Source organism: Polaribacter sp. ALD11, assembly GCF_002831685.1.
Classification (GTDB): domain Bacteria; phylum Bacteroidota; class Bacteroidia; order Flavobacteriales; family Flavobacteriaceae; genus Polaribacter.
The window spans coordinates 2,323,757-2,350,310 of sequence record NZ_CP025119.1; the positions used below are offsets into that span (position 1 = coordinate 2,323,757).

Below are 26,554 nucleotides of genomic sequence, written 5' to 3' on the forward strand. Positions count from 1 at the left end.
CTTTTTTATTATAATTTTAAACCTACTAAAAATAAAGGAAAGCATCTTCTAAGTGCTCTATTTTAGTTTTATTATTTTGGTGAATAATGGCAATAATATCGAACCTTACTTCTACATCTAAATCTTTTTCAACCACATAATAATCGATGGCAGAAAGTAATAGTTTTATTTTCTTCGGATTTACAAAGTCTTGTGGATTTCCAAAATAATCGGTAGAACGTGTTTTAACTTCCACAACTGCTAGAATTTCTCCTTTCTGAGCAATAATATCTACTTCCGCTTTTAAATAACGGTAGTTTTTCTCTAGAATTTTATAGTCGTTTTTAAGTAAAAAATCGATTGCTATTTTTTCTCCTTTCTCACCAAGCTCATTATGTTCTGCCATAATTTTAGTTTACATTTTTCAGCACGTAAGAATCTAAAAAATAATATGCAATTACCAATATTTTAATTTATAAAATTATTGCTTCCTTTTATAAAATAATTTAAATTTTTACTTGTCAAAAATCACAGAAGACCTCTCATTAGAAACTTCTAATTGAATATTTCTTCCAAAAATTATTGCTCTATTATCTTCTTTATGTCCTGCTGGGAAATTGAATAAAACAGGAAAATCATACCCTTTTACAACATCTAAAACAAGCTGTTCAATTGAACTGCCCCATTTTGTAGAGTTTAATTTAATTTTAGAAATATCGCCAATAATTAATCCTACACAATTATCAAAATAACCTGCTCTTTTTAAACTTTGCAACATTCTATCGATACTATATTTATATTCACCAATTTCTTCAATAAAAATTATCTTATCATTGGTATCAGTTTGACTTCTAGAACCCAGCATAGACGATAATAATGCTAAATTCCCACCAACAAGCTGTCCTTCAGTAATCCCTTTTTTATTATATTTAGAAGAAGGAATGGTATATTTTAATTGATCTCCAAAAATGGCTTTCTTAAAAGTAGCCAATGTTTCTACAATTAATTCTGGTTTGTCATCTATACTTGTACCCATCATTGCATGTATTGTTTCTACACCTAAATTATGAATGTGGCTGTGAAATGCGGTAACATCAGAATAACCAATAATCCATTTTGGCTGTTCTAAAAATGCCGAATAATCTAATAAATCTAAAACCCGAACAGAACCATAGCCACCACGACCAGACCAAATTGCTTTTATATTAGGGTTGTCTAATGCTTTTTGAAAATCTTCTGCTCTTTCGGCGTCAGTACCAGAAAAATGACTGTTCTGATTAAAAATATGTTTTCCTAAAACCACTTTTAACCCCCAACTTTCTACAAGTTCTTTTGCTCGATAGATCGTTTCTCTTCTATTTTTTAAAATTCCTGCAGGCGCAACAATTGCAATCGTGTCTCCTTTCTTTAAATAAGGTGGCGTTAATAGTTTATCTGTTTCTTCTTGTGCGTTTATTGATGAGAAAATCATCAATAATAATAAAAATGTTATGTTATTTTTCATCTGTATATATTTTGTGCCAACCTAAACCAAAAGTTAATCCTAAACCAACATAAGACCTTTTAGCTATATTTGCGTATAATTTAAAACCTATAGACCTTCCAAAACTGGTTGGTTTTCCAACGGGAATTAATCCATAAAAAACTTTAAATCTTTTCTTTTTAGACTTGAACCAATTGACTCCTATTTCTAACGGAAAACCAATAAAAGAATCTCTTATATTAACCTCTCCATTCACATCTTCATTTGTATTGTAGGAAATTCCTCCAGAAAAATGGTATGCTACTCCGTCTTCAATATATCTTTTACCATAAAGTGCGGCATATTCACTTGTGGTATTACTTTTAGTTGTAACAGGAAAAATGTAAATCCATTCAATTTTATCAATACTTGTAGTTTGCGAAGTTCTAAAAGTGAATAAGTTATTTTTTGATTGATAATTAATATTTAGACCAATTGTTCCTGCACTTTTACCTGTATTGCTATAACCGAAAAACATATCTCCAAATATAATTGAATTCTCTTTTACTTTCAAAGAGTCTTGTTTCTCTTGTGCACTTATTGATGAGAAAGTTATCAATAAAAATGTGGCAAATAGTATAATATTCTTCAAAATAGGTCTTGTTTTTTGCTTCTAATCGTCTAATAATCTTGTAATGGTAAATGTATCGATTTTGATTGACTTTTAAAACTCGGTTTTTTGTACTTTTGCACTTCAAAAATCAGTCCAAAATTAATACATAGAACACATGAGTGCTCCAAAAAGATATACAATTACAGCAGCTTTACCTTATACAAATGGTCCAATTCATATTGGGCATTTAGCAGGTGTTTACGTTCCCGCAGATATTTATGCACGTTATTTACGTTTAACTGGTAATGATGTTGCCTATATCTCTGGTTCTGATGAACATGGTGCTGCCATACCAATGAGAGCAAAAAAAGAAGGGGTTTCTCCACAAGTTATTATTGATAAATACCACGGAATCATTAAAAAATCTTTTGAAGACTTCGGAATTTCTTTTGATAATTATTCGAGAACGTCTTCTAAAATTCACCATGAAACAGCATCAGAATTTTTTACAAAAATGTACAATGATGGCGAATTTATTGAAGAAGTATCTGCACAATTGTATGACGCAGAAGCAAATCAGTTTTTAGCAGACAGGTTTGTGGTAGGAACTTGCCCTAAATGTGGTTTCGAAGAAAGTTATGGAGATCAATGTGAAAACTGTGGAACTTCTCATAATGCAACAGATTTAATCAACCCTAAATCTGCAATTACAGGAAACGTACCCACCGTAAAAGAAACAAAACACTGGTTTTTACCTTTAGATAAACACGAAGATTTTTTACGTGAGTGGATTCTAAAAGGTCATAAAAAAGATTGGAAGCCTAATGTTTACGGACAAGTAAAAAGTTGGATAGAAGACGGATTAAGACCAAGAGCAGTAACTAGAGATTTAGATTGGGGAATTCCGGTTCCTTTAAAAGATGGAGAAGGAAAAGTTTTATATGTTTGGTTCGATGCGCCAATTGGCTACATTTCAGCGACCAAAGAATGGGCAGCAAGAGAAGGAAAAAATTGGGAAGATTATTGGAAAAAAGATGACACAAAATTGGTTCATTTTATAGGGAAAGACAACATTGTTTTTCACTGTATTATTTTTCCAGCGATGTTAAAAGCACATGGAGACTATATTTTACCAGACAATGTACCTGCAAATGAATTTTTAAATTTAGAAGGAAATAAATTATCGACTTCTAAAAATTGGGCAGTTTGGTTGCATGAATATTTAGAAGAATTCCCAAATCAGCAAGATGTTTTACGTTATACTTTAACGGCAAACGCACCAGAAAGTAAAGACAACGATTTTACTTGGAAAGATTTTCAGGCAAAAAACAACAACGAATTGGTTGCTATTTTTGGTAACTTTATTAATAGAGTTGTGGTTTTAACTAATAAATATTATGAAGGAATTGTGCCTTCGCCAAATGATTTCTCTGAAATAGATGAAGATGTTTTAGCTGCTGTAAAAGAGTTTCCGAATACAATTGGTAAGTCTATTGAAAGATACCGTTTTAGAGAAGCTAGTCAAGAATTAATGAACTTAGCAAGACTTGGTAACAAGTATTTAGCAGATGAAGAACCTTGGAAGGTGATAAAAGTAGATGCAGAACGTGTACAAACAATTATGTATGTTGCTATGCAAATTTCTGCAGCTTTAGCTGTAGTTTCTGAGCCTTTTTTACCTTTTACTTCAATCAAATTAAAAGGTATTTTGAATATTGATGAAACGTTGTCTTGGGAAGATGTAACAGAAAAAACTATTTTATTACCAGCAGCTAATCAAATAAACAAGGCTGAACTGTTATTTTCTAAAATTGAAGATAAAACTATTGAAACTCAAGTTGAAAAACTAGAAGCAACAAAAATTGCTAACGAACAAGAAAACAAAGTTTTAGAAACTCAAAAAGAAACCATTGAGTTTGAAGATTTCACCAAACTAGACATTAGAGTTGGTACCATCTTAGAAGCTGAAAAAGTAGCTAAAACCAAAAAACTTTTAAAATTAAAGGTAGATGTTGGTATAGATACAAGAACCATTGTTTCTGGTATTGCAGAAAGCTTTTCACCAGAAGAAATTATTGGACAGCAGGTTTCTGTTTTGGTTAATTTAGCACCAAGAAAAATACGCGGTGTAGAAAGCCAAGGAATGATTTTAATGACAGACACGCCCGATGGAAAGTTAGCCTTCGTAGCACCTACAAAAGCAGTTAAAAACGGGCAAGCAGTTAGTTAATGCTAAAAATAGCATATCACCCTATATACTAACATGAGTTACCAAAAGGTCATCGTTTTCCTATGGAAAAATATGACCTTTTATCACAGCAATTATTATACGAAGGAACTTGTGTAGAAGAATCTTTTTTCGAATCAGAAATACCCAATAGCAAACATTTCTTTACAGTTCATGATTCGGAATATTTTTTTGACTTACTAAATATTACACTTTCTCAAAAAGTAGCAAGAAAAATAGGCTTTCCTCTTTCTGAAGTTTTAATTGAACGTGAAATGATTAGTATCTACAAAAAAAGGTTTAGCAAAGAAAATACTAATTGTAGGTTTAGATGAGCACCAAGGAAACGGAACTGTAGAAATTTTTAAAAATGATGCTTCTGTTTTTACCTTTTCTATGCACGGAAAAAGTAATCTAGACATTGGGTTGGAAAACGACACAAATGATGCGCAGTATTTATATTAAAAGAAACGCTACCAAAACTCATCAACCAAGAAAAACCAGATTTTATCCATTATTTATGTGGTTTAGATGTTCTTAAAAGTGACAAATGTAGGAAAACTGGGGCTTACTATAGAAGGCAGTATAGAGCGAGACCGATTTGTTTTGTAAACATGTTTCGATTTGAAAACCCTTGTAATATATTCTATGGGAGGCGGTCACTCCCCAAATATAAATAGAGTTATTACTGCACTGCCAATACGTTTAGATTAACACAAGAAACCTACCTTTTAACCACAAAAACGATTCATTCACCTTTTAAATAAACCGTTTCAACTTATTATTACTTTTTAGAAGCTTTTCTTAACCTATTTTTGTAGTGTTCAAAGACGTCCTCTAAAAAAATTTTTGAATGAAAAAAACAGAAGATTCAAACCCCTAAAATCTTTGTTTAAAATTTATAACCACCTATATTATTTAGGTGGTTTTTTACATATTATTTATAAAAAACTTCTGTTCATTAAAAAAGGCAGCTCTTCTTTTTTTATTTATCATAGATATTAAAAAAGATCAAATGAACTATTTTTAATCTCAATAGCGTCAATTTATCATTGTTTTTAATCGTTACTTTGTAATATTAAAAAAACCTATTTTATGAAAAAATTAATTATGTTAATGTTTGTAGCTACCTTGTTTTCTTGCGGTGCTTCAAAAAATGTGAGAACTAAAGAAAAAACAATTAAAGGGAATTGGGTTTTAAACAAAATTACCTATAGCAAAACAGGAGACTATAATGTAACAATGTTTAATGACACTACAAAAGAGTGCTTAGAAGGTAGTAATTGGAAATTTGTACCAAACAATAATTCTGGTGTATATACTGTAAACGGAATAAATTGTGAGGCTGGTGAAAGAGATTTTATTTTTGTTATTCAAGAAATAGATGAAATTTCTGGTTATTATGATTTTTTATTGAAACCCAAAAACAGCGAAAGTAACATCGGATTTAGAGTGGAATTATCTAACCTATCTGAATCTACCATGAAATGGAAACAAAATTTAACCGTAAACGGAACTCCATTTATTATTAATATGGACTTTATAAAACAATAATTATTATGAAAAGAGTATTTAAAAAAGTATCCGTTTTTGCAATAGCATTAACGTTAGCAGTAAGTTTTACTAGCTGTGAAGCAACAAAAAACGCAAATAATAAACAAAAAGGTGCTGCAATTGGTACAACTGCAGGTGCATTACTTGGTGCTATAATTGGAAACAATGTTGGTAGCGGAAAAAACAGCAAATTAGGCGCTTTAATTGGTGGTGTAGTTGGTGGTGGCGCTGGTGTTTTAATTGGTAAAAAGATGGACGACCAAGCCAAGAAAATTGAAACTGAAATTCCTGGAGCAAAAGTAGAAAGAGTAGACAATGGTATTGTAGTAACTTTTGATGAAAATAGTGGTGTTTATTTTGATACAAACAAAGCAAATATTAACAGTAAATCTCAAGTAACATTAAATAAACTTTCTAGTGTTTTTGCAGAATTTCCAGATACTAATATCTTAGTTGTTGGGCACACAGATAGTTCTGGTAGAGATGAATATAACATGACTTTGTCTGAAAAAAGAGCAACTTCTGTTACAGATTACTTAGTAAACAAAGGTTTACAAAGTACAAGGTTTACAACACATTGGTATGGTGAAACACAGCCAAAATATGATAATTCTACTGCAGAAGGAAGAACGAAAAACAGAAGAGTAAATGTTGCTATTGTACCAAATGATAAAATGGTAGAGCAAGCAAAACAAGAAGTTGGGCAGTAATACTGTTTTAAACTACATTTTAATAAGAAAAAAGCCGCTTCTAGCGGCTTTTTTCTGTTTCAATAATTCTGTTTAGGGTTAACATCTGCTATTATAAGTTAATATAATAGACTACTCAACTTTAAGTCATTTTATAACTAAAGCATTTATTAATAGAAATTATTGCCAAAAATATTTATTTTCTTCTTTAATTCTCCTGCTGCTGTTGTATAACCACCTTCTGTTCCATCAACAAAATGAATGTGTTTTTCTTCTCGATCTTCAATATAACAAGACATAATAGAGGCATAAGTTGCATGCATCCCGTAAATTATTGCTCTACCTAATTCCAAAGAATCTAACAGTAATTTTAACTTGTTAACATGTCTTTCGGTCCCAGAAAAAACAGTATCTATAAAACCAACTAACATAATTGTATCCGACAATTGAGGTACTTTATGTAAATAATCTTTACCACTTTTATAAACATCAGAAAAGTTCATTTTAAAGACCTTTTAGAATAAGATTAAAATTCTTAAAAAACATGTTTACTGTAATCTTATAAAGCATAAAAAATAGCTTCTACTATTTTCTCTGATACAATAAAAAGTTGCCCCATCTCCTCCAAAAAAATTAGGTATTAAGAGCGCTGTCAATTGTTTTTATTTTATTTAAGACAGTAATAATGCTTCCTGTTGTCACTAAATTTATATTATTATGAAGTCCTTTTTTTATAGCACTTGTAAAATCGACAATGTCGGTTACAATAACAAACCAGTCATTAGGCACAGCATTAAAAAAAATTCGCCTTTTAAAAGTTCTCGTAACACAGGTCATGAGAGTTTAAATTATTATAGAAACTCACATTATCTATCATAACAATTTGTTGTTTTTTTTTTGCCAATGGTTAAATTAAATATTTGTAAATATCTACTATCTTAGCAACGTAATATATCATAAATGAAAATATTTATTAAATTTGATTTTACAGCTATCTGTAACAAAATTATAGAAGAAAAACTGAGTGAACTAGAAATTAAGTATAAAATTTTAGCATTTGGTGAAATTGAGTTTTTAGAAAAAGTTACAGAAGAAAAATTAACGAGACTAAATGATACTTTAAAAGAATATGGGTCTGAAGTTATTGAAAATCAAAAAAGTATTTTAGTCCAAAAAATTAAAGATGCTATTACAGATATGGTATTTAACGAGGATGGAAAGATTAATGTGAAAAGTTCTGTTTATTTATCAGAAAAACTAGCACATAGTTATGGTTATTTATCTAATTTATTTTCTGAAGTTACTTTTACTTCTGTAGAAAATTTTATAATTCTTCAAAAAATAGAATACACCAAACAACTTATTACAAATAACGAATTAACGCTTACAGACATCGCTTTTAAATTAAATTATTCTAGTGTTGCTCATTTAAGCACACAATTTAAAAATACAACGGGTATTACACCTTCTACATTTCAAAGAATAATTACTAAAAGAAGAGCTTTAAGTAACACTAAAAATAGCTAGTAAATGCAAGAAAATGATGTTTTTATAGTTTTGGCAGATGATGATGAAGATGATAGATTGTTCTTTGAAGAAGCTTTCGAAGAATTGAAAATAAATACCAAAGTTCTAACTTTTGATGATGGTGTTCAATTGATGAACTATTTGAATAAAGTAACTAATATATTGCCAAGTATTCTTTTCTTAGATTTAAACATGCCTAAAAAGTCTGGAGTAGAATGTTTGTTAGAAATTAAAAACAACAACCGTTTTAAAGATATTGCAATTGCAATTTATTCTACTTCTGCCTCTGAAGAAGATATTGAGAATACATTTGTTATGGGAGCAAATGTCTATATAAAAAAACCAAATGATTTCAAACAATTAAAAAAAATACTGTCTAATGTAGTTACAATCAACTGGCAATATCACACGAATGGTTTAAATAAAGATAACTTTTTATTACGTCTATAGCCATGTTAAAATCAATCATAAAATCTGAGCGTATTTTAAAGATTACTTTTGGTGTGAGTCTTTTTATAATACTCTGTATGGGTGGTTTTGCTTACAAACACATACAAAAACTTATTAATTCTTTTGATCAAGTAGCGCATACGTATGAAGTAAATATAGAGCTTGAGCGAATACTTTCTTATCTTAAAGATGGTGAAACGGGTCAAAGAGGTTATCTAATTTCTAAAGATACGCTCTTTCTAAAACCTTTTTTTTCTGGTAAAGAAAATACTAGCAATAGTTTTGTTAAACTAAGAGAATTAACAAAAGAAGACATTATACAGCAAAATAATTTAAAGTATTTAAACCTTCTAATTGATAAGAATCTAACTATTTTCAATGAAACTTTTAAATACTCGAAAGAAGACCAACTAGCTTCTAAGCAGTTTAATTTGCTTTTAGTTGATGGTAAAAATACCATGGATAAAATTCGTTTTGAAATTAGCGAAATGATGGGGCATCAAAATAAATTATTGCAACAACGCAAAGTATTAAGTAATGAAAGCCTTACAAATACACCCCTATTTATCTATTCTGTTTTAATAATTGCATTATTACTTCTTTTACTAACTTATTCTAGAATTAGTAAAAACTTAAAGATTCTTAAGTTTAAGAATGAACAATTAGAAATATTTAAAGAATCTACAAATCAATCTGAAATAGTTAGTAAACATGGTAATTGGACTTGGCTTATTGATGAAGGGAAGTTTGAGTATTCAGACAATTTATATCGTTTATTAGGAGAACAACCACAATCTTTCGAAGCTACTTTAGAGAACTACATTGCTTTTGTGCACCCAGAAGATGTAGGTAAACTTAAAAAACAAGTTCAAAAAATGATGGAGAAGGAAAACCTTCCTTTCATCTATTATAGAATTGTTCAGAAAAATGGAAATATTAGACATTTTAAAGCTTATGGAAAAATTCTAATTAATGATGATGGTAAAAAAAGACTTTTAGGAACAACTGCAGATATTACAGAAGAAATAGAAAATTACAAACTACTTGAAGAAAGAAATCTAGAATTAGAACGCAACAACAAAGAGTTATCTTCTTTTAACCATGTTGCAAGTCACGATTTGCAGGAGCCTCTTCGCAAAATTCAAACATTTATATCTAGACTAGAAGATAAGGAAGCTATAAATTTATCTGAAAGAGGAAATTTATATTTAGAGAGAATAAAAATCTCATCTACTAGAATGCGTTTGTTGATTGACGATTTATTACAGTTTTCTAGAACGAACAAATCTGAAGAAGTTTTAGAGGTTACAAACATGAATATTTTACTAGAAAATGCAAAGCAAGAACTAGCAGAAATCATTTCAGAAAAAGGTGCGAAAATAACTTCTGACACCATACCTGTTATGACAGTTATTCCTTTTCAAATTCAACAATTATTTATAAATTTAATTGGAAATTCTCTTAAATACAGTAGAACAGACACAGTTCTAAAAATTGACATATCTTATTCGAAAGTGAATGCAGATGACATTACTAAATTAAAAAAACCAAAGTATAATTACTATCACAGAATAACTTTTTCAGACAATGGCATTGGTTTCAACCAAGAATATGCAGAAAATATTTTTATTCTCTTTAGTCGCTTACACAATAAAAACGAGTATTCTGGAACAGGAATAGGGTTGTCTATTTGTAAAAAGATTGTCGAAAATCATCAAGGTTATATATATGCTGAAGGTAAATTAAATATAGGCGCAATTTTTGAAGTGTTTATTCCTCTAAAATAAACTCTCCTTACAATTTACTTTTTTTTATCTTCCTTTTCTTAAAATAGTGGGAATTCTATAAGTTCTCTTATAAATTTTATAACATAAAAAACATTATGTTTAAGACCTTTACGGTATTAAATAAATAGAAATAGTATAAACATTTAGGAAAGATGTTAGCAATTTGCTCCTTCTAGGGTTTTTCTATTTTTAAGGCTATAGATAGTTTCACGATAACATAGTAATATGCTTGTGAATGTTTTCTTAACAATATCTAAAGACTTTCTGTAAGTAAATATAAAAAAGCATAATCATATATAATTAAATATAGAATGAAAACTATCTTATACTCTATAACGATACTAACAGTAATAATCTGGGCACTAGGTTACTTTGTTTTAGCTCTAGGCTCGATACTAATTCACTTACTTCTTATTCTAGCAATAATTTTAGGAATTCTTGGTTATAAAATAAAGAATAGTATTTAAATAAAGGTTTACTCTAAAAAATAATATAGTATTTCTCGAGAATACTTACAACTCCTTTTATTATTACGAAGACTAAAATTACTATAGCTATAGAAGTTTAATATAAATTATAATTCTATATGATTATAGATTCTAACTTGTATCATATTGCTTTCTGCAGAGAATATTAAGAACTAAAAAACTTATTTATTAACGTCTTTTATGCTTAAAATTTTTGTTTGATTGTAAGTAATATCAAAAACTTCACCAACATGATTTCCGGTAGCTAAATCATATTTCTTTTGCACATTAGGTTCTATACTTTCAAATTGAACAGCATTGCCTTGTAAGTCTGTGAAGAAAAAATAATTTCCTTCTGCACCATCAAAGGTTGCTATTATTTTATTCTCTTCACAGGTATGATTAAATTCTTTAAAATTAGAATCTATCATTTTAATACCTGTTACTAATGTAACTGACAAAAAAGTATAAATTAAGATTAAGTTTTTCATGACTTAGATATTTTAGTGAACTATTCTTACTTCAAAATTAAGGCCTATTTCCGATACTTGAATTATATAATTTTCTAAAAACTTTACACAATTATAAAAGCACATAAATTAAAAAACTAACTAACAGCCACTTAAATAATAAAACAGCATAAAAACAAGATCATATTAGAAATCTTGTAACAAAAAATTAAAATTCTGTAACAGGAGAATTTGAATACTTTATTTTCTTTGCAGTATCATTTTAAATGTAGAATAAATAACTTTTAAGATCAATAATTAGTAATAATCAAAAAATCCAACCGATCATGATTACTGTAAACTCTAAATTAAACGGCTTAAATATTTTTTTTAATAAATTACAAAAAGAAATTGGTGGAACGTTAAACGTTACCCCTAAAGAACAATTTCTTGAAATTGACAATAAAATAGGTACGGGAACCATACGTTCTATTAGCCTAGAAGATGATATTAGTGTATTAGAATTTAATATTACAGTAAACCAAGATCTTCAAATAGACATAGATTCTAACGCAGGTTCACATGTAAATTTTATATACTGTTCTAAAGGTAAAATTTCTCAATCGTTTCAAAATAACACAACTACAAATACCATAGAAACTTTTCAAACGAGTATTATATCTAATATCGTTTCAAAGAAAAATACGGTTACGGTATTTAAAGGTATCGAAACAAATACTACTATAATTTCTGTGAACACAGAGACTAAGAAAGGAGCAACATCCGAGATAAATAAAGCATTAAAGACAGCATTTATTTCTAATAAGAAAGAAGATTATATCTACTTAGGTTCGTACAATCTTAAAATTGCAGAAAACATTAAGCAATTAAAAGCTATTAAAAACGAAGGTGTTGTAAAGGCTTTATTAACTAAAGGAATTGTAAACCTTATTTTAGGTTTAGAGATCGAGCAACATGGTAAAGATATAAGTACTACTGAAACGCCTACTACTTCACTAACAAAAAGTGAAATGGAATTGATTAAAGATTTAACGGAGTATGTAAATAATTATCCAGATATGGATCATAAAATTAATACGCTAACTCGAAAAATAGGTCTTACTGCAGCCAAAGTACAAGAAGGCTTTAAATTAATGCATGGGTTAACTGTGTGTGAGTATATTAGATCTGTTCGTTTATACAAGTCGGAAGAATTAATTATAAATACAGATTTAAGCATTTCAGAAATTGTTTATAGTTTAGGTTTTTCTAGCCGTAGTTATTTTTCTAAAAGGTTTAGAGAAAAATACAACTGCTCACCAAGAGACTATAAGAAGAAAAGTAGATTGGCTATATCGGCATAATACTTCATTCACTAGTTGACTAATATTTAAGAGCCTCAAGATAAATAATATCTTGAGGCTCTTTCATTTGAAGAAAATGCATCCTAAAAATAATTATCCTAAAACATTACTTTTATTCAATTCTTTTATAAAAGGCTGGCTATAAATTCTTTTACCTAAAGCTGCATTAATTGCATTCGCAACAGCACCACCTGCAGGCGGTAAACCTGGTTCTCCTAAACCTGTTGGCGACAAATTATTTTCTACAAAATGAACCTCTACTTTTGGTGTTTCGTTCATTCTTATCAGTCTAAATGTATCAAAATTCTTGTATTCTGGTTTGCCATCTTTAAATGAGAAGTCCGAATACATCGCATGTCCAATTCCATCTATAACACCACCTTCAACTTGGTTTCTTGCACCAGTTGGGTTTACAACAACACCACAATCTACAGCAACTGTTACTTTTTTTATAACAGGAAAGCCATCTTTCAACTCAATGTCTGCAACCTCTGCAACATGTGTATTGTGACTATAATATGCTGAAAAACCTTGGTAAACTCCGTTTGAAGTTTTACCCCAATTGGCTTTTTCTCTCACTAATTTAATAGTGTCTTCCATTCTCTGTCCAGAATATTCTATTCTTTTATCTTTGGATCCTTTTACATTTTGCAATAAATCTAAACGTAATTGAATAGGATCTATATTTAATTCTGTAGCCAACTCATCAAAGAAACTTTGTTCTGCAAATGCTAAAAAATTGGTATACGGTGCTCTCCAAGCTCCTGTTGTAATATTACTATTATAACTACCTGTCTCCACTTTATAATTAGGTATACATCCCGCAGGAAAAAAGTTAGGAATTAAACCATACATATTGCCATTTATAGCAGCTTCTTTTAAATGGTATCCTGTTACTTTTCCGTCTTTTAAAGCAGCTTTTATTCTATATTTTACAGAAGGTTTGTAAATACCTGTGGTCATATCATCTTCTCTTGTAGAAACAACTTTTACTGGCCTTTTAATTACAGCAGCTATTTCTGCTGCTTCATAAACAAAATCGCCATACAATCTTCTACCAAAGCCACCACCCATTCTTGTCATTTCTAAATGAACCTTTTCTAAATCGCACTCTAACATTTCTGCAACAACAGAGGCTGCAAATTCTGGTGTTTGAACAGGCCCAACCAAATGAACTTTTTCTGCAGTTACATTTGCATAAAAATTCATTGGTTCCATACAATTGTGTGGTAAAAATGGTGAATGATAGGTTTTTTCAACAACTTTATCTGCCGTAGCAAAAGCTTCTTTTAAATTACCATCTTCTCTTTTTGTACTTAGGTTTTTTCCATCTAAAATGCCGGTTAAAACTGTGTCATGTGCTTCTGTTGTTTCTGCTTTAGAAGCAGTTTCCCAAACGGCAGAAAGTGCTTTCTTACCTTTTATTGCTGCCCAAGTATTTTCTGCAATTACAACAATCTTATCTGTTTCAGATAATTTAAAGGTCCAGTTTCCTTTACCAGCTGCAACGTATTTTCTCACTTTATCTCCTATGGTGATTACATCGATAACTCCGTTTACTTTTTTTGCTTCCGAAGCATTAAAGCTTTTTAATTTTTGCCCAAAAGCGGGAGGTCTTAAAACGGATGCAATTACCATTCCTTCTGCTTTATAATCTAAACCAAATAATGATGCTCCTGTGATAATTTTATCTATATCTACATTTACAATTTCTTGTCCGATAATTGTAAAATCTTTAGCATCTTTCAACTGAACACCTTCCGGGACCTCTAATAATGCGGCTTCTTTTACAACATCTCCATACCCTAATGTTTCTCCGTTTGTATTTGTAATAATACCTTTAGAAGCTTTTAAAGTTGACGCAGCAACATTCCATTTTATCGCCGCAGCATTTACCAACATCTGTTTCGCAGTTGCGCCTGTTTGTCTTAGAGCACCCCAACTAAAACGTATCGATTGGCTACCACCAGCAACTTGTCTTGTATACTTATTTGTATCTAAAATCCCTTGTGCAACTGTTACGTTTTTCCAATCTACATCTAGCTCTTCTGCAATTATCATTGGCATAGAGGTTTTTACACCTTGCCCAATTTCTGGATTTGGAGAAAAAATAGTAACATACCCTTCGTCAGAAATTTTTATAAATGCGTTAAAATCGTTAAAGTTTAAATTTGCAATATCTACGGGCATTTTTGCTTCTGGCTTACAGGCTGTTAGTAAATTAAAACCAATTAACATTCCTCCTCCTGCTAAAACAGCTGTTTTTAAAAAGTTTCTTCGACTAAAATTATCTTTATTGTGTAGTTTCATTTTTCTTAATTTTAGTGATTATTACATTTTTTCTGAAGCAACTTTCACTGCCTTCTCTATTCTATTATAAGAAGCGCATCTGCAAATATTACCATGCATTGCGTTTCGTATCTCTTCTTCAGACGGACGCTTATTTTCTGCTAAGAACGCAGAAGCTGTCATAATTTGACCTGCTTGACAATACCCACATTGTGGCACGTCAATTTCTTTCCAAGCCTCTTGTACTGGGTGTTTTCCATCTTTAGAAAGCCCTTCTATTGTTGTAATTTTTACATCATCTAAAATAGAAACTTGCATTTGGCAACTTCTTGTTGCAACCCCATCTATATGAACAGTACAAGCACCACATTGTGCAATACCACAGCCAAATTTTGTACCTACTAAGTTTAGTTCATCTCGCAAAACCCAAAGTAACGGCGTATCTTCATCTGCCGAAACAGCAACTTGTTTTCCATTAACGTTTAAAGTGTAATTTGGCATAAAAGTGGTTTTAAATTATTGAGGTAAGTTACAAAAAATCGATTATAAATATTAAAGCTACTTATTATTCTTAAAATAAGTCTACAAAGTTGTATCCGTTTACAATGAAATATAAGTGACTCTAAAATTACTGTTTCCAAAAGCCATACACCACTTAGCTTAAAGGAATGTTTTTAAAAACATACGGCTATTTATAATGAAAACATGATAGTTAGTAAAAAAAAATTAAACGCCACATTAAAATTAGGTAAGTTAAAACCTTATGGTTATCTTTATGTTTAATTATTATTTTTTGCAAGTAACATTACAATGAATACAATAAAAAGAAAATATCCACAAGGTTTTTATGAGACGCTAGTCCGTAGTTTATTTTGTGCTTCTTTTTACTTTGCAATGTATAGAAAACGTAAAATTATCTTTGTGCATTAGTCAGGCATTTCGAGTGTGCCTGAACAACTCTACTACATTATTTCTTACAGAAGGTATTCAAAAAAACATATTGAACACCTCTACTCGCATATCGAATAGTGTATTAATTTAGAGTTTACGAAGATGTTCTTTTTTACATAAACTTAAAATAACAATATCATGGCTGTATTAAGAAAAAAGCTTACAAAAGCAGAATTAAACGACAAAAAGCAAGAAAAAATTCTAAAGAAATTAGAAGATAAAAAAATGAAGAAACGCAAATCTAGAGTGTAATTCTTTGTAATAAACTTAGCAAAAAGGCTGTAAATCTAGATTTACAGCCTTTTTTATTTAATGGTACTTCACTTTTCGAATAATACGCAACGTTTCTTTATACTTTACATAAGTTGATTTTTTTGCTAAAGTTTTTATATAACTCTTCGCCATTTTAAGTTCTTCTTCAGCATCTAAAAAACCATGTAAATAGCAAATTAAATAATTTGTTGGTAAACGTAAAACCTCTTCTTGTTCTGTTAATGATAGTAATTTGTTTTGTTCTATTTTTCTAACAATCAAATTGCAATTATTGTAGATGTGCACCATAAGTTCATTGTTAAAAACCGGAGGCTGAAAAAGAAATTCTCTTACAATATCATGTTTTCCATTTTCTTTAAAATGAATAATTGTTTTCTCTAAAGGAAAGTATTCCTCTTGTTTTTCTAAACCTAGATAAATATATTCGGTAATAATAAAAGAGTTCTTATTATAGGTGATTTGCACATCATCTAAAGCAGAAAAAAAGAGCTGAACTTGCTCATTTATCAACTCTATATCAACCCTAGAGAAGTAAACTTCGCCATTAACAATCTTTTGTTCTCCTGCCCAACACAACACAAATTGCTCGTTAAAAACCTTGTATTGTGGGTTGTATGCTGGTTCGTGATTCTTAATAAAATCGAAAACACCATCTAATGTCAATTCGATATTATTGCTAGCATTCTTTTCAATGGCTGCAACTATTTCTCTATTGGTATTTTTAAGTTCAAAATTGTCTCCTAAAAAAGGCATAGAATTACTGCCTCTTCTAGAAAAAACAGTGTCTTTTCTATATTTCCAAGCATTTTTAAGTAAAGACGTAATTTTGTTATTCGGATAGATAGTAACCAAACCTATTACTTTATGACGAGGCAAACTAGGAAAACGTACATTTTCATATTCAATCTTTGGTGGATTTTTTAAATACGCATTTACCAAGTTTTGTATTTTACTGTCGTCAAAAAAATCGACTCCAAGAATCTTATTTTCTTCGTCTTCAACACCAATAATAATGTAAGAATTATTTAACGGATTAGAATTGGAAAGGGCACAAACATGTTTTAAGAACTTCGCTTTTCCATCTTTAGAATCGAAAGACAACTTTTGCTTTTTATCGTAAAAACTATTCTCATCGTTATGAGAAAGTAGGTTTTTAATTAAAAGGCGTTTGTTTATCACAAGAGCTTAATTTTTATTCATAATTGTTGCACTTGCTTGTGCTGTTGGGTATACTACTAAATCTTCAATATTTACATGATATGGTCTTGTAACTACAAAATGAATAATGTCTGCAATGTCTTCTGTTTGTAAAGCCTTGTAGCCAGCATACACATTTTTAGCTTTTTCTGAATCGCCTTTAAAACGAACTTCTGAAAATTCTGTTTCTACAGCTCCTGGATGAATTGCCGAAACACGAATATTATGCTTATTTAAATCGATTCTCATTGCCTTATTTAAGGCGTTTACGGCATGTTTAGAAGCACAGTATACATTTCCATTCAGGTAGACTTCTTTACCTGCAATGGAGCCAATATTTAAAATAAAACCATTATTTCTTGCAATCATTTGAGGAAAAATCGCTTTAGAAACATATAGCAATCCTTTTACATTGATGTCTAGCATAGCGTCCCAATCATCAATATCTCCATCTTGTATAGAAGATAATCCGTGTGCATTTCCAGCATTATTGATTAAAATATCTATTCTCTTAAAATTTTCTGGAAGCGATTTTATCGCATTTTCGACCTCGGTTCTCTTAGAAACATCGAATTGTAAAGTAGTAACTTCTGTAAATTCACTTAATTCTTTCTGAATACTTTCTAAGCGATCTGCTCTTCGTCCGCAGAGAATTAAGCGAATATTATTTTTTGCAAAAATTTCTGCTGTTGCTTTTCCTATTCCAGATGTTGCGCCTGTTATAAATGCTGTAGGTTTCATACGCTTTTTTTTAAATACTTAGTTAAGAGAAAAATAGATTTAACAATTAGGTTTCGACTGCACCAAACCTGACCTAAAATTATGAAAACAAAAAATGACAAAGGCTTCTAAAAGAAGATATTTTTCATAAATTATGAACAAGAAAAAACCGTCCTCCTCAGGACGGTTCCTCTTTCAATTGGTTATTAAATAACCAACCAAAAATCAACTAACCAAACTTTATTTTAAATTTCTTCTAACTTTTGTCTTTCTTTCTATTTTAGTACGTTTTCTGTCTGAATTCCTTACAGTAGATTTGGCACTTTTTTTAGTTTTTTCACTCTTTAAATATTGAACGAAACCTCTTCCTTTAAAATCGTAGGTTGTTTCTGAATCTACGTTGTATAGATGAATTTTTCCATCATTTATAACGCTTAATTCAAACTCTTCAATATCTCCGCCATCATAATTAAGTGTTAATATTTTTAGGTCTTTATAACCCGCTACATCAAACACTTCATATCCGCCAACGTAGCTCCAATTTATATTTGCAATTTGTGTGCCAAAGTTGTCTTGAGAACTATAAAATGTTGTTATATTTTCTGGCGTAAATTGTAGGTAATTCTCATCATCAAAAGCATTTGGAACGCCACCTGTTGTGCTCAATTTTTCCCAAGCTGCATATTCTTGTAAAAAGTATTCTATGTTTTCATAAAACAACTTATCATAATCGAATGTATTTGTTTGATATCCTATTAAAAAATAGGTAACATTTTGTCGGTAATTATACAATCTAATTTCGTTGTTAGAAGTAACTGTTACTTCAAAATCGTTTCTGCCATCTAAATCGTGATTCGTTTCTAGAACACCAGAAAAAGTATTATAGCTTCCAACATCAATTCCTAATCCGTTTCCAGTAACACCAATATCTGCGATGTTGTTATTTGCATATAATGTTCCGTTTAAAAAAGACATTGTAAATGCTTTGGTTACAAAAGGAATTTCTCCATTACCAATGGTTCTGTGATAATCTACGTACCACAAATCGTAACCAGAAACAACTTCTTCTAAAGAGATTTCGTTGTCTCTAAAGTCGTCTTCAAAAACTGTGTTACATGAGCCTAGTAATGCTCCTGTGATTATAAATGTAAAAAGTAGTTTTAAAGATTTCATACGCTGTAGTTTTAAGGTTACAACTATGTAATATTCAAATTACGTGCCAAAAATAAAGTTGTTAATAATTTAGCGAATTATGTATTGATAATTAATAGTTTAACTACTTTCTATTTGCAGACGGAAAAGCTACAAATTGTATTTCTTTTATGTTTTCAATCTTAAAATACATTCTTTTTTGTCCTTTTTTATAGCTAAGAATTGCTTCGTTCTCTTTTAATTCAAAAGGAAATTTTTCTAAATTTGGAAGCGTATTTTGTAATTCTTTCTTAGGATCTACATCTAATATTAAATCTCTATTTTGTCTTTTTGAAGTTGAGAAATGACCAATTAATTGTAATTTATCATCTAATTTTATCACTTCTACTTTGGTGATTTTATTTTGAAAATATAAAGAATCGAAATTAATTGATGCTGCATTTATTAAATGAATTTCTAACTTGGTACCGCTAACTCCTTGTTGGCCACCAACCCAATTATTATACACTGCTTTCTCTACTTTAAATGACGGATTTTTAACAAACTTATTACTTCCACAGTGAGAAAAACTTACTATAATAGTTAAGATTGATAAAATTTTCATGATTTTCATTCTCTGATGTTTCTATAAATTATTTCAAATGCTATGCCAAGATAAAATAAAATCCACTCAACTGAGTAGATTTTATTCTTTTTCAAATCAAAATTTCTCTTATTGTTTACTTCCTAGTAACAACAATTCATTTACTAAAATTTCTGTAACATATCTTTTTTCACCTTCCTTAGTATCATAAGACCTATTGGTTAGTTTGCCTTCTACTGCAATTTCTTGTCCTTTATTTACATAGTTTTCTACTACAGTAACCAAGCCGCCTTTTATGACAATGTTGTGCCAATAAGCACGCTCTACTTTGTTGCCATCTTTGTCTTTGTAACTGTCATCTGTTGCCATAGAAAATTTAGCCATTTTGTTACCATCTTTAAAGGTAATTATTTCTGGTTCTTGACCTAATCTACCAATTAACTGTACTTTGTTTCTTAACGTACTCATAAGATAAGTTTTTAAACACTTTTATTTCAAGTGTAATTTATAATTTGTTTTTGTCAATTTGTTTGACATTGCAAAGTTGCGACACAAGCCTCGTTTTATTCGGTTACTAAGCAATTACTTTCGGTTGTAATTACTTGTAGTCGTTTGTAAACGGGTAATTTAATGTATCTTTACAAAATGGAAACGAGAGAATGTTTAGAATGTAAAGAACCAGTAAAAGGTAGAGTAGATAAGAAATTCTGTTCAGATTATTGTAGAAACGCACATAATAATAGCGTAAATAAAGACAGTAAAAACCTCATTAGAAATATTAATAATCGACTTCGAAAAAATTATAAAATTTTATCTGAATTAAACGTTTCTGGTAAAACTAAAGTAACAAGAACTAAGTTATATGACAAAGGTTTCGATTTTCAGTTCTTTACATCCATCTATAAAACAAAAACGGGCAACACCTATTTTTACATTTATAATGAAGGTTATTTGGCTTTAGAAAATGATACTTTTTTATTAATTCGGAAAGAGAAATAATTACTTCCAGGTATTTCCCTCTACTTTCATCGCAGCTTTTAAAACATCTTTCTGACTTAATTGTCCTATTAATTTTCCGTTTTCTACAACAGGAAATCTTCTTCTATGAGATGAAATAAACTTAAATGCAGCATCAAAAATATTCATGTTTTTATCAATGGTATCTACACCTCTAACCATATATTTACCAACTGTATTATTTGTATCCGAAGGCATGTTGTAGTATTTACTTTCAGAAATATGTTTAATACAATCTGTTTCAGAAATAATACCTATCAATTCATTTTTGTCATTAACAACAGGTCCTCCAGAAATTTTATGGGTAATTAATTGTTCTATTACATGATCTAAAGAATCTTCTGCTTTAAAAGTAATTAAGTTTGTAGTCATATAATCTGACACTAAAATCTGTACTTCTTCCTTTTCAGGATTGGTTTCTCTTTTTCCTTGAAAGCTCTTAATTGCCATAATAATAGTAGTTTAGTTCGAATGAAAGTTAGCAAATTTTCTGATACTTATTACTTTTGACCAAAGTTTTTTTTATTTCATACATTTATAAAAATAAATTTTTCGAATGAAAAGATTCTCTACCATTATTTCTATACTCATTATTCTAGGAGTAATTTATTGGAGTTTTGCCGATTTAAAACCGTCTTTACCTACTAATAAATCAATTTTAGAAACAGAATTTTCTATAGACAACGCACTAAGTCATTTAAAGAATATTAGTAAAGAAGCGCATTTTGTAGGTTCTGAAGAACATAAAAAAGTTCAAAATTATATTGTTGCTGAATTACAAAAAATGGGGTTTGAAACAGAAATTCAAACACAAACAGCTATTAATAAAAAATGGTTTGCTGCAACTACCGCAGAAAATATAATAGCAAAGTTAAAAGGTGCTGGTTCTGAGAAAGCATTAATGCTTTTAACACATTATGATTCGAATCCGCATTCTTCTTTGGGCGCAAGTGATGCTGGTTCTGGTGTTGTTACTATTTTAGAAGGTTTAAGAGCTTATTTAGCAAAAAAAATTACACCAAAAAACGATATTATTATTCTAATCTCAGATGCTGAAGAATTAGGTTTGTTAGGTGCACAGGCATTTGTAGACAACCATCCTTGGGCCAAAGATATTGGTTTGGTTTTAAATTTTGAAGCTCGTGGAAGCGGTGGTCCAAGTTATATGTTAATGGAAACCAATGGAAAAAACAGCAAATTACTTTCGGAATTTTTAGCAACTAAACCCAACTTTCCTGCAGCAAATTCGTTGATGTATTCTATCTATAAAAAATTACCAAATGACACAGATTTAACTGTTTTTAGAGAAAAATCTGATATTAATGGCTTTAATTTTGCTTTTATTGGCGATCATTTCGATTATCATACAGCACAAGACTCTTATGAACGTTTAGACAGAGAAACACTTTTACAGCAGGCAGATTATTTTACAACTTCTTTAAATTATTTTTCAAATTCAGATTTAACAAACTTAAATTCTGAGGAAGATTTTGTGTATGTAAATTTTCCGTTTGTAAAATTAATAACTTATCCTTTTTCTTGGGTTTTACCGATGGTAATCATTTGTGGAATCGTTTTTATCATCTTATTATTTTACGGATTTACTTTAAATAAAATTGATGCAAAGGGAATTTTAAGAAGTTTTGTTCCATTTTTAGTTTCTTTAATTTTGTGTGGCGGTATTTCTTTCGGATTGTGGCAGTTATTATTAATAATTCATCCGCAGTACAATGACATTTTACATGGTTTTACATACAATGGCTATCAATACATTGCTGCATTTGTATTTTTGAATTTATGGTTGCTTTTTACCATTTACAGACGCACATCAAAAGAAGAGAAAACAACCAACTTATTAATTGCACCAATCTTCTTTTGGCTAGTTATTAATTTTATAATTAGTGGTTCTTTAAAAGGTGCTGGCTTTTTTATAATTCCGGTTATTTGTGCGCTTTTAATTTTAGCGGTGGCAGTTTTCTTAAATTTAGAAGACAAATCAAAACGAATTTTATTCACTTTTTTATCGATACCAACCATTTATATTTTTGCGCCATTGGTAAAAATGTTCCCAGTTGGTTTGGGGTTAAAAATTCTATTTGTTAGTGCTATTTTTATTGTATTGGTTTTCGGGTTGATGATCCTCTCCTTTCATCAAAAAAAATCTTTTTGGACACAAAAATGGGCAGGATTTTTAACCATCGTCTTTTTTGGAATTGCAACCTATAATAGCGGATTTTCAATCGACAATAAAAAACCAAACAGTATTGTTTATATTGAAAATTTTGATGATAAGACAGCTTATTTTGGAACGTACAATACAACATTAGATAGTTATACAGTACAAATTTTTAATGGTGATTTTACAAAAGGTGGTATTGAAAATGCAGAAACAAAGAGTAAATACAATACTCGTTTTAAGTATTCTAAAAAAACAGCTTTTAAGAACATACCAACGTCGGAAATTAATATCGAATTAGATACTTTAATTGGTGAAAAACGTTTTTTAGAGTTGACTGTTTCTCCTAAGAGGAAAATTAATAAGTTAGAGTTTATCACAAAAAATGAGCTGACTTTACAACAGTTTAAAGTAAATGATGTCTTGGTAAACGATGGGAAAAAATATCGTTTAGAAAACGGCACTTTTTTAGTGTATCATTTAGGAAATAATGACAAAGAGGTAACACTTTCTTTTATTGTGGATGTTGGGCAAAAATTAGAAATTGTTTTAAATGAAATTTCTTACGATCTACTTTCTAATAAAAACTTTCATCTAAAACCAAGATCAGAAGAAATGATGCCAATGCCTTTTGTTACAAATGATGCCATTATGATTTCTAAAAAGCTGAAATTGTAATAATTTAATAAAAAAATTACATGGTAGCTGCCAATAACAAAAGCTTGTTAACTAGTCTAGCCCTGATTGAAACGGCATCCTTTTTACCTTTTTCGGTAAAAAGATATAGTGGAAAGCAGGAAATAGCTTCTAAAAATAGAAAGTATTACCATTAAGTTTAAAGCATAAAAAAGCATTCTATAAAACTAGAATGCTTTTTAAACTTATATTAAGTAGTGTTTTAGTCTATTTCTGAGACTCTTAGTGTATTTACCATACCTTTCGCTTCAACTGGCATAGAGGTAAGATTAATCATTAAATCTCCTTCTTTAACGTATCCTTTTTCCTTAGAAAGTCTGTTAATGTCTACAACCGTATCATCTGTGCTTAAATTCTTATCGTAATAAAATGCTGTTACACCCCAAAGTAAGTTTAGTTTTCCTAAAATTCTTCTTTCAGATGAGAATGCTAATATTTTAGATTGTGGTCTCCAAGCAGATATTTGAAACGCTGTATAACCACTGTTTGTTAAGGTTGATATTGCAGTTGCATCGATATCATTTGCCATTAAAGCGGCATGATGACAAACAGCTTTTGTTATAAACCTACTTGTTCTAATATGTGGCGCATCTAAAGGCACTTTAATCATTCTAGAGTTTTCTACAGCTTTAATTATTTCTGCCATTTTTTGAATTACTCTAATTGGGTGTTTTCCTACAGAAGTTTCACCAGAAAGCATTACTGCATCTGCCCCGTCCATAATAGAATTGGCAACATCATTAACCTCTGCTCTTGTTGGAACAGCGTTCTCGATCATTGTTTCCATCATTTGAGTTGCAATAATTACAGGAATTCTTGCTCTCTTTGCACGTCTTACTAATTTCTTCTGAATTAATGGAACATCTTGCATCGGAATCTCAACACCTAAATCTCCACGAGCAACCATTAAACCATCACAATAAGGAATTAAAGAATCTATATTCTCAACAGCTTCTGGTTTTTCTATTTTTGCAATTACAGGAACTCTATAGTCTGAATGTTCATCTATAAGATCACGCAACATTCTTAAATCTTCTGGCGTTCTTACAAAAGAAAGTGCCATCCAATCTACATTTAAGCTTAATGCAAAAATTGCATCTTCTTTGTCTTTTGTAGTTAATGCTGGTAAAGAAATTGCTGTATTAGGTAAGTTTACTCCTTTTTTAGAGTTTAAAGGTCCTCCAACAATTGTTTTTACGACTACTTCTTTGTCTTTGTCTGTAGAAACTACTTCAAAAAGTAATTTTCCATCATCTACCATAATTTTCTCTCCAACTTTTACGTCTTTAGGAAAACGCTGATACGTCATAAATGCTTTTTTATTAGTACCAATACATTTTTCTGTTGTAAAGGTAAAGAGATCTCCGTCATTTAAAACAACACCTTCTTCCATTACACCAACACGTAATTTTGGTCCTTGTAAATCTGCTAAAATGGCAACATTATACCCATTTTCTTCGTTAATTTCTCTAATTGTCTTTACAGTCTTCTTAACATTTTCATATTCTGCATGCGAGAAATTAATTCTAAAAACATTTACACCTTCTTTTGCTAATTTTGTTAAAATTTCTTTCGAATCTGTTGCTGGTCCTAAGGTTGCAACTATTTTAGTTTTTTTATAATCTGTCATATTAAAATATTAAAAAGTCTTTAGACTTTAATGTGTTTTTATCTATTGAATAAGAGGTTATAACTTGTTCAATATTTTTAATTTTACTTACTGCACTTTCAACATAATCTACATCTACTTCACCAGAAATTTTAATAAAAAAATCTACTTTTTTCTTTTCTGGAATTAAGTATGCCCTTGTTTCTGTTGTTAACAGTAATTCGTTTGATTCTGTTTGATTTTCTCTTTTAAAACTATTGGCTATTAAAAACCAATCAAAGTCATATTTTTTACTAGAGAAATTATAGATAGAAAATGATGCTATATTTTTATCGTTCTCAAATTCTAAATTTTTTTGAGATTTAGAAAAACGCGTATTCAAATTTTTATTTAGTAAATACGCAAGCTTGTAGTCTTCTAAAGCTGTATGAATACCTATTAAAGAGTATTCTTCTTCACAAAAATCTTCTAAACCTAAAGCATGAATTTGCATACATTGTGAATTTACAATCGGTGTTTAATCTTGCTAAATTACTAATAGTTTGCGAGTATTCTAAGTTATTTTAACGAAAACGTTATCGCTTTAATCTAAAGAAATCTGATCTTGGAAAGCGAAATACACTCTTTTTGAAGCTTGTTCTTCTGCTTTTTTCTTAGAAGTAGCTCTTCCTTTGGCAATCTGCTCGCCATCTATACTTATCTTAACACTAAAGTGTTTTATAGGGTCATTACCTGAGTCTTCGTACGTATCAAAACTATATTTTTTCTTTTGTTTTTGACACCATTCTATAATTAAACCTTTGTAACTTGTAATTTTACCCTCTAGTTTCTCTATGTCTACGTATGGAACAATTACGTTGTGGTAAATAAACTTCTGACAGAAATTATATCCTTTATCTAAGTAAATAGCACCAATTAGGGCTTCAAAAATATTCCCATGAATATTGTCTCCAACACTTCCTTGGTCAATATTACTTTTTACAAATTTAATTAGGTTTAGGTCTTTTCCTAATTCATTTAAATGCTCTCTACTTACAATTTTAGAACGCATTTGTGTTAAGTAACCTTCTGAACCTGTAGGTACTTTTTTATATAAATATGCGGCAATTACAGAACCTAAAATAGAATCTCCTAAAAATTCTAGGCGCTCATAATTTATAGGAATTCCCTTTTTATCTATCATTTGAATAGATCTGTGGGTAAATGCCTTTTTATATTTATTAATTCTTCTTGGAGAAAAATTGAGTAATTTTTTTAATTCGTTGTGAAATTCTGCATCCTCTTTAGAATGAGATTGAACTATTTTACGAATAAAATTCATAA

The 26,554-nt window shown here is 29.9% G+C and carries 26 protein-coding genes and 1 pseudogene; 10 read left to right on the forward strand and 17 right to left on the reverse strand.

What is annotated here, in order from left to right:
• Positions 1-25 precede the first annotated feature (25 nt).
• The 3 genes from CW731_RS10225 to CW731_RS10235 all read right to left on the reverse strand — a co-directional run bounded on the left by CW731_RS10225 (position 26) and on the right by CW731_RS10235 (position 2,093).
• A complete protein-coding gene (locus CW731_RS10225; protein ID WP_100946631.1) occupies positions 26-385 on the reverse strand; it encodes a YraN family protein in 360 nt (119 codons plus the stop codon).
• Between the two features lie 108 nt (positions 386-493).
• Positions 494-1,483 carry an LD-carboxypeptidase gene (locus CW731_RS10230; RefSeq protein ID WP_232734659.1) on the reverse strand — a complete coding sequence of 330 codons (990 nt, stop codon included), beginning with the start codon at positions 1,481-1,483 and terminating at the stop codon, positions 494-496.
• Positions 1,473-2,093, reverse strand: coding sequence for a hypothetical protein (locus CW731_RS10235; protein ID WP_232734660.1), 621 nt, complete (start codon positions 2,091-2,093; stop codon positions 1,473-1,475). The genes CW731_RS10230 and CW731_RS10235 overlap by 11 nt, the downstream gene beginning before the upstream one ends.
• Before the next feature lie 136 nt (positions 2,094-2,229).
• Here CW731_RS10235 and metG point away from each other — a divergent pair, with 136 nt between their 5' ends.
• The 4 genes and pseudogenes from metG (at position 2,230) to CW731_RS10255 (ending at position 6,545) form a co-directional block, all read left to right on the forward strand.
• Positions 2,230-4,284, forward strand: a complete 2,055-nt coding sequence (gene metG, locus CW731_RS10240; RefSeq protein ID WP_100946632.1) for a methionine--tRNA ligase — start codon at positions 2,230-2,232, stop codon at positions 4,282-4,284.
• Positions 4,284-5,048: pseudogene (locus CW731_RS10245) on the forward strand (histone deacetylase). The gene metG and the pseudogene CW731_RS10245 overlap by 1 nt, the downstream one beginning before the upstream one ends.
• Positions 5,049-5,376: 328 nt before the next feature.
• Entirely contained in the window at positions 5,377-5,835 is a 459-nt protein-coding gene (locus CW731_RS10250) for a lipocalin family protein (protein WP_100946633.1), read from the forward strand.
• 5 nt (positions 5,836-5,840) lie between these two features.
• Positions 5,841-6,545: an OmpA family protein gene (locus CW731_RS10255; RefSeq protein ID WP_100946634.1), complete on the forward strand. Its 705-nt coding sequence runs from the start codon at positions 5,841-5,843 to the stop codon at positions 6,543-6,545.
• Positions 6,546-6,694: 149 nt separating this feature from the next.
• Here CW731_RS10255 and CW731_RS10260 read toward each other — a convergent pair whose 3' ends face one another.
• Complete coding sequence (locus tag CW731_RS10260; protein WP_100946635.1) at positions 6,695-7,027, reverse strand: DUF3095 family protein; 333 nt, start codon at positions 7,025-7,027, stop codon at positions 6,695-6,697.
• Between the two features lie 130 nt (positions 7,028-7,157).
• Positions 7,158-7,361, reverse strand: a complete 204-nt coding sequence (locus CW731_RS15970; protein ID WP_100946636.1) for a DUF3095 family protein — start codon at positions 7,359-7,361, stop codon at positions 7,158-7,160.
• A gap of 123 nt (positions 7,362-7,484) precedes the next feature.
• On the opposite strand from CW731_RS15970, the gene CW731_RS10270 reads away from it, so the two are divergent.
• The 3 genes from CW731_RS10270 to CW731_RS10280 are packed head-to-tail and all read left to right on the forward strand — an operon-like array spanning position 7,485 to position 10,288.
• Positions 7,485-8,051 carry an AraC family transcriptional regulator gene (locus CW731_RS10270; RefSeq protein WP_100946637.1) on the forward strand — a complete coding sequence of 189 codons (567 nt, stop codon included), beginning with the start codon at positions 7,485-7,487 and terminating at the stop codon, positions 8,049-8,051.
• A 3-nt stretch (positions 8,052-8,054) separates the two neighbouring features.
• Positions 8,055-8,501 (forward strand): response regulator, encoded by a 447-nt coding sequence (locus CW731_RS10275; RefSeq protein ID WP_100946638.1) that lies wholly within the window; start codon positions 8,055-8,057, stop codon positions 8,499-8,501.
• Between the two features lie 2 nt (positions 8,502-8,503).
• Positions 8,504-10,288: a CHASE3 domain-containing protein gene (locus CW731_RS10280; protein WP_100946639.1), complete on the forward strand. Its 1,785-nt coding sequence runs from the start codon at positions 8,504-8,506 to the stop codon at positions 10,286-10,288.
• Positions 10,289-10,937: 649 nt separating this feature from the next.
• Here the strand turns inward: CW731_RS10280 and CW731_RS10285 are convergent.
• Positions 10,938-11,246 carry a hypothetical protein gene (locus CW731_RS10285; RefSeq protein ID WP_100946640.1) on the reverse strand — a complete coding sequence of 103 codons (309 nt, stop codon included), beginning with the start codon at positions 11,244-11,246 and terminating at the stop codon, positions 10,938-10,940.
• A gap of 305 nt (positions 11,247-11,551) precedes the next feature.
• Here CW731_RS10285 and CW731_RS10290 point away from each other — a divergent pair, with 305 nt between their 5' ends.
• Positions 11,552-12,568 carry an AraC family transcriptional regulator gene (locus tag CW731_RS10290; protein ID WP_100946641.1) on the forward strand — a complete coding sequence of 339 codons (1,017 nt, stop codon included), beginning with the start codon at positions 11,552-11,554 and terminating at the stop codon, positions 12,566-12,568.
• Positions 12,569-12,661: 93 nt separating this feature from the next.
• On the opposite strand, the gene CW731_RS10295 is transcribed toward CW731_RS10290, so the two are convergent.
• The 7 genes from CW731_RS10295 to CW731_RS10325 all read right to left on the reverse strand — a co-directional run bounded on the left by CW731_RS10295 (position 12,662) and on the right by CW731_RS10325 (position 20,201).
• Positions 12,662-14,878 carry a xanthine dehydrogenase family protein molybdopterin-binding subunit gene (locus CW731_RS10295; RefSeq protein WP_100946642.1) on the reverse strand — a complete coding sequence of 739 codons (2,217 nt, stop codon included), beginning with the start codon at positions 14,876-14,878 and terminating at the stop codon, positions 12,662-12,664.
• Between the two features lie 21 nt (positions 14,879-14,899).
• Positions 14,900-15,358, reverse strand: coding sequence for a (2Fe-2S)-binding protein (locus CW731_RS10300; RefSeq protein ID WP_100946643.1), 459 nt, complete (start codon positions 15,356-15,358; stop codon positions 14,900-14,902).
• A 759-nt stretch (positions 15,359-16,117) separates the two neighbouring features.
• Positions 16,118-17,260, reverse strand: coding sequence for an ATP-binding protein (locus CW731_RS10305; protein WP_100946644.1), 1,143 nt, complete (start codon positions 17,258-17,260; stop codon positions 16,118-16,120).
• 6 nt (positions 17,261-17,266) lie between these two features.
• Positions 17,267-18,019 carry an SDR family NAD(P)-dependent oxidoreductase gene (locus CW731_RS10310; protein WP_100946645.1) on the reverse strand — a complete coding sequence of 251 codons (753 nt, stop codon included), beginning with the start codon at positions 18,017-18,019 and terminating at the stop codon, positions 17,267-17,269.
• Positions 18,020-18,238: 219 nt separating this feature from the next.
• Complete coding sequence (locus CW731_RS10315; protein WP_100946646.1) at positions 18,239-19,171, reverse strand: hypothetical protein; 933 nt, start codon at positions 19,169-19,171, stop codon at positions 18,239-18,241.
• A 103-nt stretch (positions 19,172-19,274) separates the two neighbouring features.
• Entirely contained in the window at positions 19,275-19,763 is a 489-nt protein-coding gene (locus CW731_RS10320) for a hypothetical protein (protein WP_100946647.1), read from the reverse strand.
• A 99-nt stretch (positions 19,764-19,862) separates the two neighbouring features.
• A complete protein-coding gene (locus tag CW731_RS10325; RefSeq protein ID WP_100946648.1) occupies positions 19,863-20,201 on the reverse strand; it encodes a single-stranded DNA-binding protein in 339 nt (112 codons plus the stop codon).
• Positions 20,202-20,378: 177 nt separating this feature from the next.
• On the opposite strand from CW731_RS10325, the gene CW731_RS10330 reads away from it, so the two are divergent.
• Positions 20,379-20,732 carry a hypothetical protein gene (locus CW731_RS10330; protein ID WP_100946649.1) on the forward strand — a complete coding sequence of 118 codons (354 nt, stop codon included), beginning with the start codon at positions 20,379-20,381 and terminating at the stop codon, positions 20,730-20,732.
• On the opposite strand, the gene CW731_RS10335 is transcribed toward CW731_RS10330, so the two are convergent.
• Positions 20,733-21,200: a CBS domain-containing protein gene (locus CW731_RS10335; RefSeq protein WP_100946650.1), complete on the reverse strand. Its 468-nt coding sequence runs from the start codon at positions 21,198-21,200 to the stop codon at positions 20,733-20,735.
• A 106-nt stretch (positions 21,201-21,306) separates the two neighbouring features.
• On the opposite strand from CW731_RS10335, the gene CW731_RS10340 reads away from it, so the two are divergent.
• Positions 21,307-23,604 (forward strand): M28 family peptidase, encoded by a 2,298-nt coding sequence (locus CW731_RS10340; RefSeq protein ID WP_100946651.1) that lies wholly within the window; start codon positions 21,307-21,309, stop codon positions 23,602-23,604.
• A 220-nt stretch (positions 23,605-23,824) separates the two neighbouring features.
• On the opposite strand, the gene pyk is transcribed toward CW731_RS10340, so the two are convergent.
• The 3 genes from pyk to rnc all read right to left on the reverse strand — a co-directional run bounded on the left by pyk (position 23,825) and on the right by rnc (position 26,552).
• Positions 23,825-25,252, reverse strand: a complete 1,428-nt coding sequence (pyk, locus tag CW731_RS10345) for a pyruvate kinase (protein ID WP_100946652.1) — start codon at positions 25,250-25,252, stop codon at positions 23,825-23,827.
• Position 25,253: 1 nt separating this feature from the next.
• Positions 25,254-25,724 (reverse strand): IPExxxVDY family protein, encoded by a 471-nt coding sequence (locus tag CW731_RS10350; RefSeq protein WP_100946653.1) that lies wholly within the window; start codon positions 25,722-25,724, stop codon positions 25,254-25,256.
• Positions 25,725-25,814: 90 nt separating this feature from the next.
• On the reverse strand, positions 25,815-26,552 hold the full coding sequence (gene rnc / locus CW731_RS10355) for a ribonuclease III (protein ID WP_100946654.1): 738 nt from the start codon (positions 26,550-26,552) through the stop codon (positions 25,815-25,817).
• Positions 26,553-26,554 lie beyond the last annotated feature (2 nt).